At 67.4% G+C, this 15,181-nt stretch carries 17 protein-coding genes; 10 read left to right on the top strand and 7 right to left on the bottom strand.

The genetic code is table 11. The features are described from left to right. The first annotated feature begins 55 nt into the window (after positions 1 to 55). Positions 56 to 1,024, top strand: a complete 969-nt coding sequence (locus ACTOQ3_RS21085) for a helix-turn-helix transcriptional regulator (RefSeq protein ID WP_440085059.1) — start codon at positions 56 to 58, stop codon at positions 1,022 to 1,024. Positions 1,025 to 1,125: 101 nt separating this feature from the next. Here ACTOQ3_RS21085 and ACTOQ3_RS21080 read toward each other — a convergent pair whose 3' ends face one another. From ACTOQ3_RS21080 to ACTOQ3_RS21070, 3 genes are all read right to left on the bottom strand, one after another. Further along, positions 1,126 to 2,025: an NmrA family NAD(P)-binding protein gene (locus ACTOQ3_RS21080; RefSeq protein WP_440085058.1), complete on the bottom strand. Its 900-nt coding sequence runs from the start codon at positions 2,023 to 2,025 to the stop codon at positions 1,126 to 1,128. Between the two features lie 120 nt (positions 2,026 to 2,145). After that, positions 2,146 to 2,352 carry a DUF397 domain-containing protein gene (locus ACTOQ3_RS21075; protein WP_440085057.1) on the bottom strand — a complete coding sequence of 69 codons (207 nt, stop codon included), beginning with the start codon at positions 2,350 to 2,352 and terminating at the stop codon, positions 2,146 to 2,148. Then, complete coding sequence (locus ACTOQ3_RS21070; protein WP_440085056.1) at positions 2,343 to 3,170, bottom strand: helix-turn-helix domain-containing protein; 828 nt, start codon at positions 3,168 to 3,170, stop codon at positions 2,343 to 2,345. The genes ACTOQ3_RS21075 and ACTOQ3_RS21070 overlap by 10 nt, the downstream gene beginning before the upstream one ends. Positions 3,171 to 3,461: 291 nt before the next feature. Here ACTOQ3_RS21070 and ACTOQ3_RS21065 point away from each other — a divergent pair, with 291 nt between their 5' ends. Together ACTOQ3_RS21065 and ACTOQ3_RS21060 are read left to right on the top strand one after the other, a co-directional pair. After that, positions 3,462 to 3,620, top strand: a complete 159-nt coding sequence (locus tag ACTOQ3_RS21065) for a hypothetical protein (RefSeq protein WP_440085055.1) — start codon at positions 3,462 to 3,464, stop codon at positions 3,618 to 3,620. 42 nt (positions 3,621 to 3,662) lie between these two features. Then, entirely contained in the window at positions 3,663 to 4,139 is a 477-nt protein-coding gene (locus tag ACTOQ3_RS21060) for a hypothetical protein (RefSeq protein ID WP_440085054.1), read from the top strand. A 13-nt stretch (positions 4,140 to 4,152) separates the two neighbouring features. Here ACTOQ3_RS21060 and ACTOQ3_RS21055 read toward each other — a convergent pair whose 3' ends face one another. After that, complete coding sequence (locus ACTOQ3_RS21055) at positions 4,153 to 6,147, bottom strand: hypothetical protein (protein WP_440085053.1); 1,995 nt, start codon at positions 6,145 to 6,147, stop codon at positions 4,153 to 4,155. Positions 6,148 to 6,166: 19 nt separating this feature from the next. After that, positions 6,167 to 6,475 carry a hypothetical protein gene (locus ACTOQ3_RS21050; protein ID WP_440085052.1) on the bottom strand — a complete coding sequence of 103 codons (309 nt, stop codon included), beginning with the start codon at positions 6,473 to 6,475 and terminating at the stop codon, positions 6,167 to 6,169. 210 nt (positions 6,476 to 6,685) lie between these two features. Between ACTOQ3_RS21050 and ACTOQ3_RS21045 the strand changes: the two genes are divergently transcribed. From ACTOQ3_RS21045 to ACTOQ3_RS21020, 6 genes are all read left to right on the top strand, one after another. Continuing rightward, positions 6,686 to 6,982, top strand: coding sequence for a hypothetical protein (locus ACTOQ3_RS21045; RefSeq protein ID WP_440085051.1), 297 nt, complete (start codon positions 6,686 to 6,688; stop codon positions 6,980 to 6,982). A 191-nt stretch (positions 6,983 to 7,173) separates the two neighbouring features. Beyond that, complete coding sequence (locus ACTOQ3_RS21040; RefSeq protein ID WP_440085050.1) at positions 7,174 to 7,632, top strand: helix-turn-helix domain-containing protein; 459 nt, start codon at positions 7,174 to 7,176, stop codon at positions 7,630 to 7,632. 483 nt (positions 7,633 to 8,115) lie between these two features. Then, positions 8,116 to 8,676 carry a hypothetical protein gene (locus ACTOQ3_RS21035; protein WP_440085049.1) on the top strand — a complete coding sequence of 187 codons (561 nt, stop codon included), beginning with the start codon at positions 8,116 to 8,118 and terminating at the stop codon, positions 8,674 to 8,676. After that, positions 8,673 to 9,284 carry a hypothetical protein gene (locus ACTOQ3_RS21030; protein ID WP_440085048.1) on the top strand — a complete coding sequence of 204 codons (612 nt, stop codon included), beginning with the start codon at positions 8,673 to 8,675 and terminating at the stop codon, positions 9,282 to 9,284. Before ACTOQ3_RS21035 ends, ACTOQ3_RS21030 begins: the two co-directional genes overlap by 4 nt. Before the next feature lie 247 nt (positions 9,285 to 9,531). Continuing rightward, positions 9,532 to 11,565 (top strand): phosphocholine-specific phospholipase C, encoded by a 2,034-nt coding sequence (locus tag ACTOQ3_RS21025; protein ID WP_440085047.1) that lies wholly within the window; start codon positions 9,532 to 9,534, stop codon positions 11,563 to 11,565. 56 nt (positions 11,566 to 11,621) lie between these two features. Further along, complete coding sequence (locus ACTOQ3_RS21020; RefSeq protein ID WP_440085046.1) at positions 11,622 to 11,987, top strand: MmcQ/YjbR family DNA-binding protein; 366 nt, start codon at positions 11,622 to 11,624, stop codon at positions 11,985 to 11,987. A 294-nt stretch (positions 11,988 to 12,281) separates the two neighbouring features. Here ACTOQ3_RS21020 and ACTOQ3_RS21015 read toward each other — a convergent pair whose 3' ends face one another. Together ACTOQ3_RS21015 and ACTOQ3_RS21010 are read right to left on the bottom strand one after the other, a co-directional pair. Further along, complete coding sequence (locus tag ACTOQ3_RS21015) at positions 12,282 to 12,734, bottom strand: hypothetical protein (RefSeq protein ID WP_440085045.1); 453 nt, start codon at positions 12,732 to 12,734, stop codon at positions 12,282 to 12,284. Positions 12,735 to 13,349: 615 nt separating this feature from the next. Further along, positions 13,350 to 14,600 (bottom strand): amidohydrolase family protein, encoded by a 1,251-nt coding sequence (locus tag ACTOQ3_RS21010; RefSeq protein WP_440085044.1) that lies wholly within the window; start codon positions 14,598 to 14,600, stop codon positions 13,350 to 13,352. A gap of 237 nt (positions 14,601 to 14,837) precedes the next feature. On the opposite strand from ACTOQ3_RS21010, the gene ACTOQ3_RS21005 reads away from it, so the two are divergent. Further along, on the top strand, positions 14,838 to 15,181 hold a 344-nt coding region (locus ACTOQ3_RS21005), incomplete at its 3' end, for an RICIN domain-containing protein (RefSeq protein ID WP_440085043.1).

Here is a 15,181-nt window from a genome sequence, read left to right as displayed (position 1 = left end):
GAAGTGGCGGGCTGCTCCCGGTGCCGGAGCTCACCGTACAGGCAAGGAGAGTGTGATGCTTGAGGCGATCGGGTTGAGCCGGCAGGACGAGGCGGTGTACGACGCACTCGTCCGCAGAACGCAGGCGACGGTCTCCGAACTCGTCCATGACTGTCATCTCCCGGTGTCAGCCGCGAGGCGGACGTTGCGCTCGCTCGTCGACCTCGGCCTGGCCACCCGTTCCACGGGGCGCCCCGTTCGCTATGTCGTCGTCTCACCGGACAGCGGGCTGGAGGCCGTGCTGCGCGAGCGCGAGGCCGGGCTGCGCGACGTCCGCCTGCACATCGGGACGCTGGTCAAGATGTACCGCGCGGGCACCCGGTTCGCCCATCCGGGCGACCTGATCGAGATCGTCTCGGGACGCGACGAGGTCAACCACCACTGGGTGCAGATGCAGCAGAACACCCGGACCCAGATGCGGGGGTTCGACCGCCCGCCCTACGCCGCCCCGCAGGCGCACACGGAGCCGAACCACGTGGAACTCGCCCTGCTGAAGCGGGGGGTGAAGTACCGGGTCATCTACGACAGGAGCGCGCTCGCGCTTCCCGGCTGGCTGGACGACGTCACGGCCGGGATGCGGCACGGGGAACAGGCCAGGATCGCCGCGGACCTGCCGATGAAACTGGCCATCTCCGACGACCGGCTCGCCATCATCCCGCTGCTCCGGCCGGTGGACGACATGATCGCGGCGTCCTACGTGATCCACCCCTCCCCGCTCCTGGACGCGCTGGTGGCCCTCTTCGAGACGACGTGGACACGCAGCGTCCCGGTCCAGCTGAACTCACCCGACGCGGAGGTGCTGTCCGAGGAGGAGGCGAGACTGCTGACCCTGCTGGCGTCGGGGGCGACCGACAAGGCCGCCAGCCGGGCCCTGGGATGGAGCGAGCGCACCGTGCAGCGGCACGTCACCAAGCTGATGCAGCGCGTCGGGGCGCAGACCCGGTTCCAGGTCGCGATGGAGGCCACCCGGCGCGGCTGGATCTAGAACCTGCTCGAAGTGGCTCACCGACACTCGAAGTGGCTCACCGACACTCGAAGTGGCTCACCGACACGACCCACTCCGGCACGGAGGCCCAGATTCAGGCCCTACGCCTTCGGGAACTCCGGGGCTTTCAGAGCCGCCGGGGCTTTCGCGGCCTCCGGGGCCTCCGGGGCTTTCGCGACCTCCGCGCCGAAGTGGGCGGCGTGCTCGGCGGCCCACTCCGCGAACGAACGCGGCTCGCGACCGGTGATCTCACGCACCGCGGGCGAGACGGAGGCGGACTCGGGAGGCGGGTCGCGCTGCCAGGAGACGAGAAGCTCGATGAGCTCCTCACCGTGTCCCGCCTGCCGCCAGCGCCGGCGCGCCTGCTCCTCGGTGAGCTCGACGAGGCGAAGCGGACGGCCTGTCGCCTCCGCGATCGCGGCCAGGCGCTGACGCCGGCTGAGCGGCTGAGGCCCCGTGAGCACATATGTCCTCCCCGTGTGGCCGCCGCGCACGAGCACCGCCGCCGAAACGGCGCCGACGTCCGCCTCGTCCACGACCCCGCCCGGAACGTCGGCGAACGGCTCACGCACCTCGCCCTCCGCCCTGATGGCCGACGCCCAGGCCAGCGTGTTGCCCATGAAGTCGACCGGCTGCAGCCTGGTCCACTCGACGCCACTCGCCGCGAAGGCCTCCTCCACCGGACCCACCTGACCGTTCCACAGCAGCGCGACCCGCCGCACTCCGGCCCTCTCCGCCAGCCTGGCCAACTCCGGTCCGGTCCGCAGCGTGGCGTAGTCGTCGCCGCCCACGGTCAGCAGGTGCACGCCCTCGACGCCGTCGAAGGCCGGCCCCAGCGTGCCGGGATCGGTGAGATCGCCCCGCACCACCTCCACGGACTCCGGCAGGCCGGCCCCGGCCGGATCCCTGGTGAGCGCACGCACCCTTTGACCCGCGCGGAGCAGGTGGCCGACCACGTGCCGACCGACCTTGCCCGTCGCTCCGGTCACCAGAAACGTCATTGGCTTACCTCTCTGTGGACGAGAGGCCGACGTTATGTCCCATCCCGCTCCTGCCGCATCGGACCATGGACCTAGGACCGGCCTGGAGGCGTGTCGGTCGACGGTCGAAGGGATGAAAGGTCAGGTCAGAGTGTCGAACTCGCCGGTCTTGACGCCACCGATGAACGACTTCCACTCGGCGGGGGCGAAGAGCAGCTTGGGGCCACCGGGGTTCTTACTGTCGCGAACGGCGACCACCCCGGACAGATTGGAGGCCACCTCGACACACTGGCCGCCGCTGTCTCCGGAACGAGACGACTTCCGCCACACGGCGCCGCTCAGGTCCATCCCCGCCTCGCCTTCTCGATCATTTTGAGGGATACATGCTCAGGATAGGCCCAGAGTCGTATCGCCTCATAACGCTTCCAAATCGATGTCACGGAATCAAGATCTGTCATGATCTGTCCTTCCGCCGAAGATTCCGCATGAAGGGCACCTGGTTGTCCGTCTGGAAGTTCGGCGATCGTGAAAGCGCCCATCAGACCCGTGAGGCACTCCGGGCTGACAATCTGGATGGAAACGGTTGGCCTCTGAGTGATTTCCAGCAGGTGGCCGAGTTGTTCGTGCATCACCTCGATTCCACCGACCTTGCGGCGCAGAACACCTGCGTCGACGAGTACAAGGAGGAGAGGGGGATTTTCCCGGCTGAGAATCCACTGCCGGTGCATGCGAGCTCTAACTCGTTCTTCCACCTCATCGAGGGTGATCTGAGGAGCCTGAGCGAACAGGTGACGGGCGTAGGACTCCGTTTGGAGAAGACCGGGGATGAGGAGGGGGTCCCAGGAGCGCAGGACGAGGGCGGTCGGCTCGATCTCCTCGACCCAGCTCTGGAACCAGATCGGGCCACCGGGTTGGGCCAGGATGCGCTGACGGAGGCGAGTGAAGGCGCTGCCGTCAGCGGTCCCGAAGAGCTGGTCCAGCTTTTCCGCGTCGGACTTCGATGGTGTGCGGCTGGCGCTCTCCAGGCGGCTGACCTGAGTCTGGGTGCAGCCGAGCCGCCTGGCCACGGCGGACTGCGAGAGCTGGGCTGCCTCCCGCAGCCGACGCATCTCGGCGCCGAACCGCACGCGAGGAGATCCAGGATCGAGAGACGGCACCTCATCCATTGCATTTCCTCCCGAATTAGAAAAAACGGACTTGATGGTCGGCCGGTGATATCAAATCCAGTCCAGGTAAACCAACGGCTGTCATCATCCGCTCTAGCCTGGATTGCCGATCTAGTAGTCGGTTGACTACCGATAAGGCATTCTAGGCACAGGAATCCTCCTCATGAAAGTGCTGATAAGAAAGCGGTAAACCAATTTCCTGGCCGGAGGTGAATCGGGCCGGATATGAATGATATAGCCCTCTTTTGGCCTCCCGTCGCGAGCGTCGAAAAGCATTCGAAAGGCGAAACCATGACGACGATCGAGCCGCCGGCCGAGCGGATCACGGCTTCAACCCGCGAGGACATGCTCCTGCCCTGGCTGACGACAGCGGTCGGCGTGACCTGGCAACTTCCCTTGGCCAACGAACGAGTATGGAAAGGGTGTGGCGAACGCGTGCCGAGTGGGTAAAGATTGATACGTCCTGGCGTCCACTACCCCCGGAGGTCCCAAATGCGCTCCACCCGGTTACTTGCCGTCGGTCTGGTGCTGGTGATAGTGGCCTCAGGATGTGCTTCCGATCCTTCCCTGAAGGACGCGGTGGCGGAGCTACAGAAAGACACGCGGCGCCTGGAAACCGACGATGTCTTCAAGAATCCGCTGAACAAGCTTCGTATCCTACAGCGTCCAGACAAGGATATTCCTTGCGACAAGGACAAGTTCAAACGAGTGCTGCGGGCCACTGCTGATGATGAACGTAATGCCCGAGATGTGGACAGTCATCTGGACCAGGCCGAAGGAATAATGGCTGGCACCCTCGTCAATGAACTTGGTTATAAGCTGAAAAACCCCTTTAGTGAGGTGGATGCCGAGGAAGGAAGATTCATCCACGCGTCAAAAAAGGGTGTAGGAATCATAGCTGCGGTGTATGTGGCTCCGGAGTCTCCCACATGGCGGCTACATGCGGAAACTCTCTGTCTGCCTCGGTGAGAAAAGAATTAATCTATTCCCATATGCGTATTTGCTCTCGGGCGGTTTCGTTGACTTGAACTCTGGATGAGTTCTCAAGTTTGAGATCGAGATCCTTGTTGCTATCCATCCACCGCTCATAGGCGATTAGCTTCTTACTGAGTGCTTGTTCCCATTTCGTATCGCTGCCATTGGTCTCGTGTTTGGCTTCGACAACGAACTCGTCATAGGTCTTGAGGCTGCCGGTAGTTTTGCTTATTAGCTCTGCGGGGGGCTCACTTGCTGGATAGTCAGCGCTATGGAGAAGATGCGCCATATCGTATTTCAGGCGCAGAGCGAATTCTGCCCGAGCTCCGGTCGCCTGCTCTACCTGTGTTTCAATTCGGTCGGCTGCGCCATCGAGTAAGTTGCTGACACCGTGTGCCTTGAATAATTCCCACCCTGCCACGACACCCCTACTCGCGGGGGAAATTCCGTCGATCCCGAAGGAGACGGTGTTCTTGACGACATTAAGGACCATTTCGTTGATGGCGTCCTGCTCTCCGCGCACGTCCAGCGTCGCTTTGAATTCCAGACCGCCCAGGTCTCCCAACATGGTCGAAGCGAGTTCGAAGTCACCGTTGTTTGTCTGCGCGTCCGAACGAGCCGCTGCCATCAACGTGTCATGACGGAACTGGGCTGCCGTCGCGTCGAAGTCGTCAGTGAGCTGTTTGTCTCCGACAAAGGTCTTCAGGAAGCGAAAGGTGTCGCCCGGACTGAGGTAGAACGCCGGGGTCACGGGAGGAAGATGGATCCAGTTCTCTGGAACTCCCATGCCGGAGTCGCGGTAGACGGCTTTGTCGAAGCGGGCACCCGAGGCCAGTTCGTGGATGTAGGACTTCGCGATCACGCTCATGGAATCCCAGCCGACCTTGGGCAGGTCGCTGCCCAAGGAGCCCGCGACCTTTATCGCGTCCAGGGCGAAGGCGGCGGCCTCCGGGCTGTGCCGGCCGGCCTTTTCGGTCTTGGCCTCGGTGCCCGCCTCCATCGCCCGGCCGAAGGCGTCGGCCACCTCGTCCCCGGTGCCCGCCGTCTTGGCGCGGTCGAGGAACAGCTTCATCTTGTCGACCTGGCTGAGCTTGACGTCGGCCCCGCCCATCTTGGCGAAGGTGTCCCGTACCGCCGCGCCGTCTCCGTCGAGCACCTCCAGCCCCATGGCGACCAGGTCTTCGGGCAGGCCGTACTCCTTCGTCTCGGTGGGTCCGCCGGCCCGCCAGTCCTGCTTGGGCTTCTTCGCGAACTCGTCCAGAACCAGTGCGCGGGCCGCCGCGCTGCGGACGGAGGAGGGGGCGTTGGCGCCGCTGAGCAGTGCGAGCCGGTTCCACGCGGCGACCTTGCTTCCGGCCGGTTTGACCAGGTCGTCTCTGACCTTGGCGAAGGCCGGGACGAGGGTGGGGGCGTTCAAAGCCGCGCCGAGGGCCTTGCTGAAGACGGCCAGGTCCTTCTTGGCGGTCTTGCTGCCGGTGACCGCGATGAGATTGGGCAGCGCGTCGCGGACCTTGGGGGAGAGCAGGGCGAAGAAGGCGGCGGCGGCCTGGGGGTTGTCGGCGAGTTTGGCGACGTCGTCGATGTGCTCGTGGATGAGCTTGGCCTGCAGGTCGCTGTGGAAGTTCACCAGGATGTCCTCGCCGTACATCCTGGCCAGGCCCTGGGCGAGGTCGAAGTCCTTCAGCTCGTCGGGGAGCCGGACGAGCCCCTGCCCGCCCGCCGCCATCGAGGCCGCGCCCCCCGCCCCGCCCAGCTCGGGGGCGCCGTCGCCCAGGGCGTTGATCAGGTCGATCCGGCCGTGGAGCATGGAGACCTGCCTCCCGCCCCAGTCCGCGATGTCGGTGATCTCCCGGAGCGCGGGGGTGTCGACCCCGTGCTGGCGGAGCTTGCCCTCGAACTCCCGGCTGAAAGCGGTCAACCGGTCCGCGGCGCCGCGCAGGGAGGTGGCGAGCTGCCCCATCTGTTCGGGGTCGATGCCGCAGAACTCGGAGGTGGGTGCCATGGAACGTTCCCCTTCACGGTCACGTGCGTCCGGCCATCTCCCGGCGCATGGCGTTCGCCTCGGCCTCGGTCACCAGCGGAGGAGAGCGGCGCAGTTCCTCCTCGACCGCGTCCACCACGCGCTGGGCAAGCGTTCCCAGCCGTTGGTGCCGGTCTTCCAGCTCGGTGGTCCAGGTGGCGGCCGTCGGCCCCGTCCACACCTGTCCCGACCGCATCGCCGAGGAGGCGCGCTGGTATGCCTGCCGCACCTCATCGGCCCTGTATTCGGCTTCGGCGAGCAATTGCCTCAGCCTTTCGTGCCGGGGACTGGGCACCATCCGCTCGGCCACGCCACCCCCGTCCTTTTCATGACCCCGTGATGAAGGAGAAAGTCGCATACCAGAGTAGGTATTGATCGTCTAAGTCGGCAAGTCCCGTACCCGCTCGGCATCGCGCTTCCGCCGGTGAAGCGATGACCCCGCGAGCGGACGGAACTGGTATTTCGGTCATTCCCTCTCATGCCGGAGCGGCTACTCCACCCAACACCGTCGGAGTAACGCATGACGCTGTTCGAAAAGCACATAGACACGATAGAAATCGCCGTCAAGACCGCGTACCGGGTGTATTTCGTCGCTGGTTTCGTGCTGTTTCTCGCCGGTCACGTGACCATCCTCATGGCCATCGTGATCGGCATCATCTGGCTGTCCCGCGTCGCCCTGTACGAGATCCGGCGGACCCGGGCGCGCTGGGACCGCGAGAGCGCCGAGGAATCGGAACTACGCCGTGAGCAACGGCGCGAGCACCGCGAACGAGAGCTGCGCCTCCAGATCCGGCGCCTCCAGCAACCAGACCGCTGACCACACCCTGCTGCCTCGATCATCCATGCCGACAAGGCCCATCGCGTTCCCGCCACTGCGGCGGTGAGAGCGGACGGGACGGTCTCGCGGCCGAACAGCGGGTTCCGCTGCGAGGCCGCCGACACCTCGGCCACCTCTGTTACATCTATTTCGTTTGTTTCGGATAATGCGATGAGGAGAGGGAGGTGGACATGACCGGCATCCACGTCCAGCACTCGATCGAGCCAGGAGCGATAGACGTTCAGGTCGCGGTACGTGCCGTCAGACGGATCAAGGACCATCTCGTGCGGTGTCCCGGCAAGGAGGTCATCCCGGTCACCGGCGAACTCGGTGACGAAGACGCCCTGATCCTCCCGCGCGAGGCGGTGAGCCTGCTCGCCTGCATTTTGACCCAGGCCGCGGAGAGGCGTGGTGTCTCGGTCATTCCTTCCCGTGCCGAACTGACCACCCAGCAGGCGGCGGACATGCTGAACGTGTCCCGCCCCTACCTGATCGGATTGCTGGAGTCCGGGGCGATCCCCTACCGGATGGTGAAAAAGCACCGTCGCATCACCGCTGAAGATCTCATGGACTACAAGCGGCGCGATGATCTTAAGCGGCGGACCGCCGCCGACGATCTCGCCGTGCTCGGCCAAGAACTGGGGCTTTGACCGTGGCCTTCGTCGCGGTCTACGACGCCAACGTCCTCTACGGCAACACGCTTTGAGACCTGCTCATCCGCATCGCCCAGGCAGGCATGGTGCAGGCGAGATGGACGAACGAGATCCTGAACGAGACGCTCGCAAACCTCGCGGCCGACCGTCCCGACATCCCGGCGGACAGGCTGTCACGACTGCGCGATCTCATGAACGCCGCTGTGCGGGACTGTCTGGTCGAGGGATACGAGCCCCTGGTGGAAGGTCTGAAACTTCCCCATCCAGATGACCGGCACGTGCTCGCAGCCGCGATCAAGGTGGGTGCGCGGGTCATCGTCACATCCAACCTCAAGGACTTCCCTGCGGAGGAACTGGCCGTATGGAACCTGGAAGCCAAATCACCGGATGACTTCGTGCTCGACCAGATCGACGCATTCGGTGGCCGTCGGCTTCGCCAGCGGCCACCTCGCCCATCCGATCCCCCGCAATCGGAGCATCGTGACGAGTCGCAACAAATTAGACCAGTGGTCGTATTTCGAGGAGCGAGGCCTGGCGGAGAGGTTCGAGTGCTCGTGGGTCGAGGCGCCCGACTACCGCACGGTGGTCGCCGCGCTGCGGGCGGAGGAGGAGACACTCGCCTGCGACCTGGACCAGGCGCGGCGATGGTATCGCACCTACTCGGAAGAGGACCTCGTCTGGGTGGCCGAGCAGAGCCCCGGCTGGGTCAAGATATTCGCCGTGTCCGGACTATCCCCGTGGCGCGCCCTCGATTCGCTCCCGCAGCCGGGGGGGCGGGCCTACCATCTGTCCTACTACGCGGGCGAAATCACCGAACCGATCTATTTCAACGGGGACGAGTGGGAGGACACCATCCCCGCAGATCACTGGGACCTTCCCAGACAGGAGGGAGCAGATCTCGTCGGCTCCCCTGTCATCGCCCAGGAGATGAACTTCTACCTCGCCGCGATGGCGTACACGACCGGCCGGTTCATCGACGACACCTGGTTCACCACGCCGGGACTGCTCTGCCGCATCCCGAAAGGGACCTGGCCCCGGTGACTGACCAGTGGGGGTACCTGCTCGGCGCGGGACTGGGCCGCGGATTCACCGGCACCTGGGTCGAGTCGGGCGACGCCGAGGCGGTGGCCGCCCTGCTCGGCGCCGATCTCACCTCCCGCCAGGACTGCGACCTCGCGAGCGCCATGGCCCACTACCGGCCGATGGCCTTCACCGAACGCATCTGGACCGGCCCCCACGCCGACGGCTGGACCCACGCCCTCACCATCAGCGGCCCACCCCCGGTCACCACCGGCCTGACGGAAGCGGGCCTGCGTTTCCTTCAGATCCGCACCTTGGACGCCCTTGTCTACGACCTCCTCTACGGCGATGGCGTCACGACCGCCTGGGCGACTCAACGCTGGTACGGCGAGGTCATCGCCGACCCCGGCTCCATGGTCGAACCGTACCTCCGGGAAGCCGGGCCGCCCACGAACATCCCGGAGGCCGTGCACTCCGGATCCTGGGTCACCGAACCCGAGGACCACGGACGGGTCTGCCTGGAGACCTATCTTTTCCTCGCCGGGCGCATGAGCGGCCGCTTCATCGACAGCGAATGGCTGGCCGAGAAGAGGGCCCTTTACACGATCCCGTTGTCAACGGTGATGTAGCGGAGCACGTCGCCTCGGAAGTGCTCCGCCCGTCGATCACGTTCTGAGCCTGGGCGGGCAGGGCGAAGGCCGGCGGCTCGGTTTCCGTGCTGCACGCGAAGGTCGTCGCCGCGGACGAGAATGTGCGGCAGGGTGACGGTCCGCTGCGTCCTGTCGGGGGCTACGAGGCCGGATCCCGGGTGTGGGAAGGACCGGCCCGGGTTGTTAGGTTGAGGCTTGCCCGAAATGCCGTTAAAGGGATGCGTCAATGTCGGCAAGGTCCGCACTTCCCCCTTCTCTCGTGCGCCTGCTGGCGCGGCCCGCACCGCCCGGAACCCTCTCCGACCTCAAGCACGTCGTCTTCGTCATGCAGGAGAACCGGTCGTTCGACCACTACTTCGGCCGGATGCGCGGGGTGCGCGGCTACGGGGACCGCAACGCGGTGTCCACCCGTGCCCTCCGTCCGGTCTTCGAACAGGACGGGATCCTGCCCTTTTCGGTACGGGAGGCCGCCGGGCGCGCGGGAGCCGACCCGATGCTGCTCGACACCCACGACCACAGCTGGCTCGGCACCCAGAACGCCTGGGCGATGGGCTGGAACGACGCCTGGGTGCCCAACAAGGGCCCGTCCACCATGGCGTACTACGACCGCGAGGACCTCCCGTTCCACTACGGGCTGGCGGACGCGTTCACGATCTGCGACGCGTACCACTGCTCGGTGCTGAGCTCCACGACGCCGAACCGCAACTACCACGTCTCCGGCCACACGGGTCACGAGCCCGGTACCGAACAGCGGGCCGTCGACAACGGTGCCTGCGAGGAGGACGGACACCCCGGCTACTCCTGGACCACGGTGCCCGAGCTGCTGACCCGGGCCGGGCACTCCTGGCAGATCTACCAGGAGTGGGACAACTACCAGTGCAACAACCTGGAGTTCTTCACCGCGTTCAAGGCGGTCATGGCGAAACTGGGGCAGAGCAGCATGCACTCCTTCTACGAGAAGGTGCGCGCGTCCGAGGACCCCGCGCCGATGCTCGCCGAGCTGGAGGAGAGGGTGGCTCGCCTCGACCCGGCCGACCGGCTGCTCTACGACCGGGCGCTGCGCCGCACCCGGACGGGCGGGCTGGGGGACTGGTTCGCCGCCGACGTGGCGGCCGGACGCCTCCCCGCGGTCTCGTACGTCGTGACCTCGCTCGCCGACTCCGAGCACCCCGAGGGATCCTCGGCGATGGAGAGCGGGAAGGTCGTCTACCGGATCCTCGACGCGCTGGGCTCGAGTCCGGAGGTGTGGGCGAGTACCGCGGTCTTCGTCACCTACGACGAGAACGACGGCTTCTTCGACCACGTCCCCCCGCCCGTCCCGCCGGACGGAACCCCGGGGGAGTTCGTCGGCGGGCGGCCCATCGGGCTGGGCATGCGCGTTCCGATGATCGTCGTGTCGCCGTGGAGCGTGGGGGGCCACGTCTGTTCCCAGACGTTCGACCACAGCTCGACGGTCCGGTTCCTGGAGACCTGGCTCGGCATCAGGGCCCCCGACATCAGCGACTGGCGGCGGACCGTCGCCGGGGATCTCACCTCCGCCTTCGACTTCGCCCGCCCGGAGGCGTGGCCCACGCCGGAAACACCAGAAAAACCGGAAACCTCGGGAGCGCTGGAAGTGCCGAAAACGCCGGCGGTACCGGCAGCCGCCCAGGGAGTCCCGACCGGCCGCTGGTACCCCGACGCCCCCGCCGAGCAGCGGATGCCCGGCGGGGAACCGGGCGTCAGGCCCGCCCGCGCGCTGCCGTACCGGCCCGACGCCTCGGCGCGGACCAGCGGTCGCGCCGTCGAGATCGCGATGAGCAACACCGGTACGGAGAGCGCGCACCTGGCGCTGTACGGCTACATGGGGGAGCTCGTCCGGCCGCTGCACTTCGACGTGCTCGGCCACGCCCGCGAGGTGGTCTACTTCCCGTGTCCCACGTACGCCCTCGTCCTCACCGGGCCGAACGGCTTCCGCAGGGAGTTCCGGGGCGGGACGGACGACCCGGTGGAGACGTCCAGCGTGATCGACGCGGCCACGCGGACGATCGAGATCGTCGTCGTCAACACCGGTGACGAACCGGCCGACGTGACGATCTCCCCCCTGGCCTACGGCGGGGCGGCGCGGACGCTGCGGCTCGCGGCCGGGGAGACCGCGCGGGTGCCGTGGCGGGCCGCGACCGGATGGTACGACCTGTGGATCACCGTCGCAGGGGACACCGGCTTCGCCCGCCGCCTGATGGGACACATCGAGAACGGCGAGCCGGGCGTCACGGGCTGACGGCCGCCGGTGGCGACAGGGGATAAATGTCGGTGCGCTCTGGTAGACCGTGGGCCATGGGTGTGAGCGTGGATGAATTCCTGGACATGGTGAAGCAACTGCCCGAGACCAAGCAGGGCGACGGCGGCGAGTGGGTCTCGCTGAAGGTGCGGGGCAAGGGCTTCGGCTACCTGTGGGAGAAGACGGAGACCGTGGGGCTCAAGTCGACGATCGACGAGCAGCTCGCGCTGGTGGCGGAGCGGCCGGAGGTGTTCGAGATCCAGTTCACCGCGGGCCGGTTCGGCTGGGTCGTGGTGCACCTCGCGAAGATCGACGCGGATGAGCTGTTCGAGCTGGTCACCGAGGCGTGGTGCCTGACGGCTCCCAAACAGCTCGTCGACGCTCACGAAGCCGCCGCGCCCGTGCACACGTACGAGCGCTGACCCCGTACACGCACGAGGGGCGCGGGGCATTCCACGGCCTGGACGTACGAGCCGGGGATTCCGCGATGATCGGTTTCGTTTCGCGTTGGGCGCACGCGGGCGAGCTCGCCGGGCACGGGGCGACGAGCGGCCCGCCCCCGAACGCTCGGTGGGTCGGGCCGCCCGTCGCGGGACGGTCTTTCATGAGCCTGGCCGAGCCTGCCTCACGAGGAGGTGAGCGTGCGGTTCGCGGTCACGGCGGCCTTTCTGCCTCCTGGCCGCCGGTGACCGCGTCAGCCGCCCGCCGGCCGCCTGTCAGTTGTCGATCCCGCGGCCGGTGCCCCGGCCGCTGTCGCTGATGCCGCCGCCGATACCGGCGCCCCTGCCGGTGCCGACGCGCTCGCGCCTACGCTCGCTCATGCCCTCGCGCCGACGTTCGCCCCTGTACTCGCTCATGCCCTCGCGCCGACGTTCGCCCCTGTACTCGCTCATGCCCTCGCGGCGACGTTCGCCCCTGTACTCGCGCCGGTCCTCACGTCCGCGCTCGCGCCGGTAGTCCCGCCCGCTCTCGCGCCGGTACTCGCGCCGGGCGCGACACCTGTCGGGGTTCTTGTGCTCGCGGCAGGGCTTCAGGACGGAGGTGGCGCTGGCCGGGGTGGTCACGGCCACGGTGCCCGCGGTGGCGGACGAGGCCGGCATCGCCATGGGGACGATGAGAGCGGAGGCCATCATGGCTCCGGCTGCGAGGGCGTTCCTGATCATGGTCATGGCAGATCACTCCACGTCGAATCGGTGTCGAATCGGTCGAGCCCTGGGCGATGCCCGGGCTGGCGGAGCGCCGTGCCGCGTCAAGGAGGACGCCGACACGATGCGTAACCTACTCTCACGGTAAGTGGGGGAGCCGCGGGAGTCTGCTAGCGGAACCCCAAGCCTTGGGGCGGTCGGATTACCCGGAGGTAGCAGAAAGGCACAGAAAGGGAGCAATCGGTAACGCTCGGCTACCGGCTCCCGCCGAAGGGTCGTGCCCCGAAAGGATGTCATCCGCGGCGGAACCGCCAGAGTTCAGTAGATCGTCCCCGTCCGAACACCTGTTTTCGCGGGAAGAATCCCACCGATCCGGAGCCGCCACGGTGTCCGGGCGCCGGTTTCCCGGCTTCGCGCGTCCGTCGCCCCGCCGGTTTTTCCGGCTTCGCGGGTTCGTCATCGTGCTGGTTTCCCTTGCCTTGCCCGTTCGCCGCCCTGCCGGCTTTCCCGCCTCACTCGTTTGCCGCCGTGCCGGTTTCTTCGCCTCGGCCGTACGGTGCCGTGCAGGTCTCTCCGCCGCCCGCTTTCCGCCGTGCCGGTCTCTTCGCCTGGCCGTACGGCCTCCGGCGGCCGCGCCCGTCAGCGCGGAACACCCGGCCCGAAGGAGGTGCGCAGGACGGACGAGGCCACGACCCGGCCCGCGACGACGACGTGCCGGGGCGGCGCGTGCCGGGTCAGGGCCTCGCGGACGGTCCGCCCCTCCAGGATCACCAGATCGGCGGGGGCACCGGGCTCCAGGCGGTGGGCGGGCAGGCCGATGACCCGCGCGGCGTCGACGGTCACCATGTCGTACAACCGTTCCAGGGCGGCGTCGGTGCGGGCGTCGAGCAGGTGTGCCGCAAGGAAGGCCACCTCCAGGAGGTTGTGCCGCCCGAACGGGTAGTAGGCGTCCTCGATGTCGTCCTGGCCGAGCGCGACCGGGACACCGGCGCCGGCCAGCCGGAAGACCGGCAGGTGGAGCGGCCCGGTGTGCGGATCGCTGACGAAACCGAGTCCCGCGGCGCGGCACAGCCCGGCCAGGCGGCGCAGGTACGGCTCGGGGTAGAGCGCCATCGCCCTGGCGTGCTGGGCGCTGCCGCGTCCGATCATGTTCCGCGCCAGCAGTTCCCGCGCCAGCATCTCGGCCGTGCGCAGCCCCGGGTCTCCCGCGTCGTCGACCAGCATGGCGACGCGCAGGCCGTGCCGCCGGGCGAGGTCGACCATACGCCTCACGTGCTCGGCGGCGTCGGCGTCGGTCCACTCGATCCAGGGGATGCCGCCCACCACGTCCGCGCCGCGCCGTACGGCCTCGGCGACGAGTTCCCCGGTTCCGGGTTCGCGGAGCAGGCCGTCCTGCGGGAACGCCACCACCCGCACGTCGACCACGCCGCGGAACTCCTCGCGCAGCGCCAGCAGCGCCTCCAGTCCGGTGAGTCCCGCCCGCGGGTCGATGTCGGCGAAGGCCTGTACCGCCCGGACGCCGTGCCGTACGGATTCCAGGAGCACCGGACGGGCGCGTTCGAGGACGGATCGCGCGGTCTGGCCGGCCTTGACGGCGGCGGCCGTCTCGATGGCGCCCATCGCGGCTCCCATCGCACCCCCGGTGTACTCCGAGAGCGCGGCGGGCCCGGCCCTGTCGAGGGTGTGGACCTTGCACAGGTGCAGGTGGGCGTCCACGAACGGCTCGGTGACCAGGGCGCCGTCGGCGTCGAGGGTCACTCCGGTCGCCGGGCCGAGATCGGGGTCGTCCTCGGCGACGAGGCTGATGAGCCCGCCCGTGGCGGCCAGCGACCACCTGCCGGGACGGCCGCGCAGGGTGGCGTTCCTGATGAGGAGGTCCGGAGTGTCCATGACAGCACGGTAGAAGCACGCCGCGAGGATCGTGATGGCCAGACCTGCCAAGCCGCCGTCCGGCGAGCGGCCGTCCATGTGAAAGTCTCCGGGTTCATTGACAGTTGGAAAGCGCTTTCCTATGGTGTTGCTTGTCCGCTGACACGGACGTGTTCACTCATGTGAGCGGTGCGCACTCGCTGGGGGGATCCGGAACGCAGGCCGCACGGGCCTGCCGGACCAGCAAGGAGTTCGGCTGTGAAGAGCAGATTCGTCAGGAGGGTCGCGGCCGTCGTCATCGTCGGCGCGGTCGCCGCGTCCGGATGGGCGTTCGGCACCTCCGCCGCCGCGGCCGATCCGGCACCCGGCGCCTACACCCTCGTCAACGCGGGCAGCGGCCTGTGCCTGACCGTCCCCGGCGCCAGTGGCTCCGACGGCGTGCAGCTCACGCAGTCCGGCTGCGGCGCCACCGGCCAGACCTGGAACCTGACCGCCGCCGGCGGCGGGTTCCAGGTCAGGGCCGCGCACAGCGGCCTGTGCGCGGGCGTCAAGGACGCGAGCACCTCCGCGGGCAAGGCCGTCCAGCAGGAGAACTGCACCGG

Source organism: Streptosporangium sp. LJ11 (assembly GCF_051918945.1).
Lineage (GTDB): Bacteria > Actinomycetota > Actinomycetes > Streptosporangiales > Streptosporangiaceae > Streptosporangium.
This window is presented reverse-complemented; position numbering and strand designations above follow the sequence as displayed.

Bases quoted from the DNA above. Each gene is read 5' to 3' on its own strand.
- ACTOQ3_RS21020 (WP_440085046.1), top strand. From the start codon at position 11,622: ATGGGTGTGAGCGTGGATGAATTCCTGGACATGGTGAAGCAACTGCCC.
- ACTOQ3_RS21065 (WP_440085055.1), top strand. From the start codon at position 3,462: ATGACGACGATCGAGCCGCCGGCCGAGCGGATCACGGCTTCAACCCGC.
- ACTOQ3_RS21070 (WP_440085056.1), bottom strand. From the start codon at position 3,170: ATGGATGAGGTGCCGTCTCTCGATCCTGGATCTCCTCGCGTGCGGTTC.
- ACTOQ3_RS21015 (WP_440085045.1), bottom strand. From the start codon at position 12,734: ATGACCATGATCAGGAACGCCCTCGCAGCCGGAGCCATGATGGCCTCC.
- ACTOQ3_RS21080 (WP_440085058.1), bottom strand. From the start codon at position 2,025: ATGACGTTTCTGGTGACCGGAGCGACGGGCAAGGTCGGTCGGCACGTG.
- ACTOQ3_RS21045 (WP_440085051.1), top strand. From the start codon at position 6,686: ATGACGCTGTTCGAAAAGCACATAGACACGATAGAAATCGCCGTCAAG.
- ACTOQ3_RS21040 (WP_440085050.1), top strand. From the start codon at position 7,174: ATGACCGGCATCCACGTCCAGCACTCGATCGAGCCAGGAGCGATAGAC.
- ACTOQ3_RS21060 (WP_440085054.1), top strand. From the start codon at position 3,663: ATGCGCTCCACCCGGTTACTTGCCGTCGGTCTGGTGCTGGTGATAGTG.
- ACTOQ3_RS21010 (WP_440085044.1), bottom strand. From the start codon at position 14,600: ATGGACACTCCGGACCTCCTCATCAGGAACGCCACCCTGCGCGGCCGT.
- ACTOQ3_RS21055 (WP_440085053.1), bottom strand. From the start codon at position 6,147: ATGGCACCCACCTCCGAGTTCTGCGGCATCGACCCCGAACAGATGGGG.
- ACTOQ3_RS21085 (WP_440085059.1), top strand. From the start codon at position 56: ATGCTTGAGGCGATCGGGTTGAGCCGGCAGGACGAGGCGGTGTACGAC.
- ACTOQ3_RS21025 (WP_440085047.1), top strand. From the start codon at position 9,532: ATGTCGGCAAGGTCCGCACTTCCCCCTTCTCTCGTGCGCCTGCTGGCG.
- ACTOQ3_RS21075 (WP_440085057.1), bottom strand. From the start codon at position 2,352: ATGGACCTGAGCGGCGCCGTGTGGCGGAAGTCGTCTCGTTCCGGAGAC.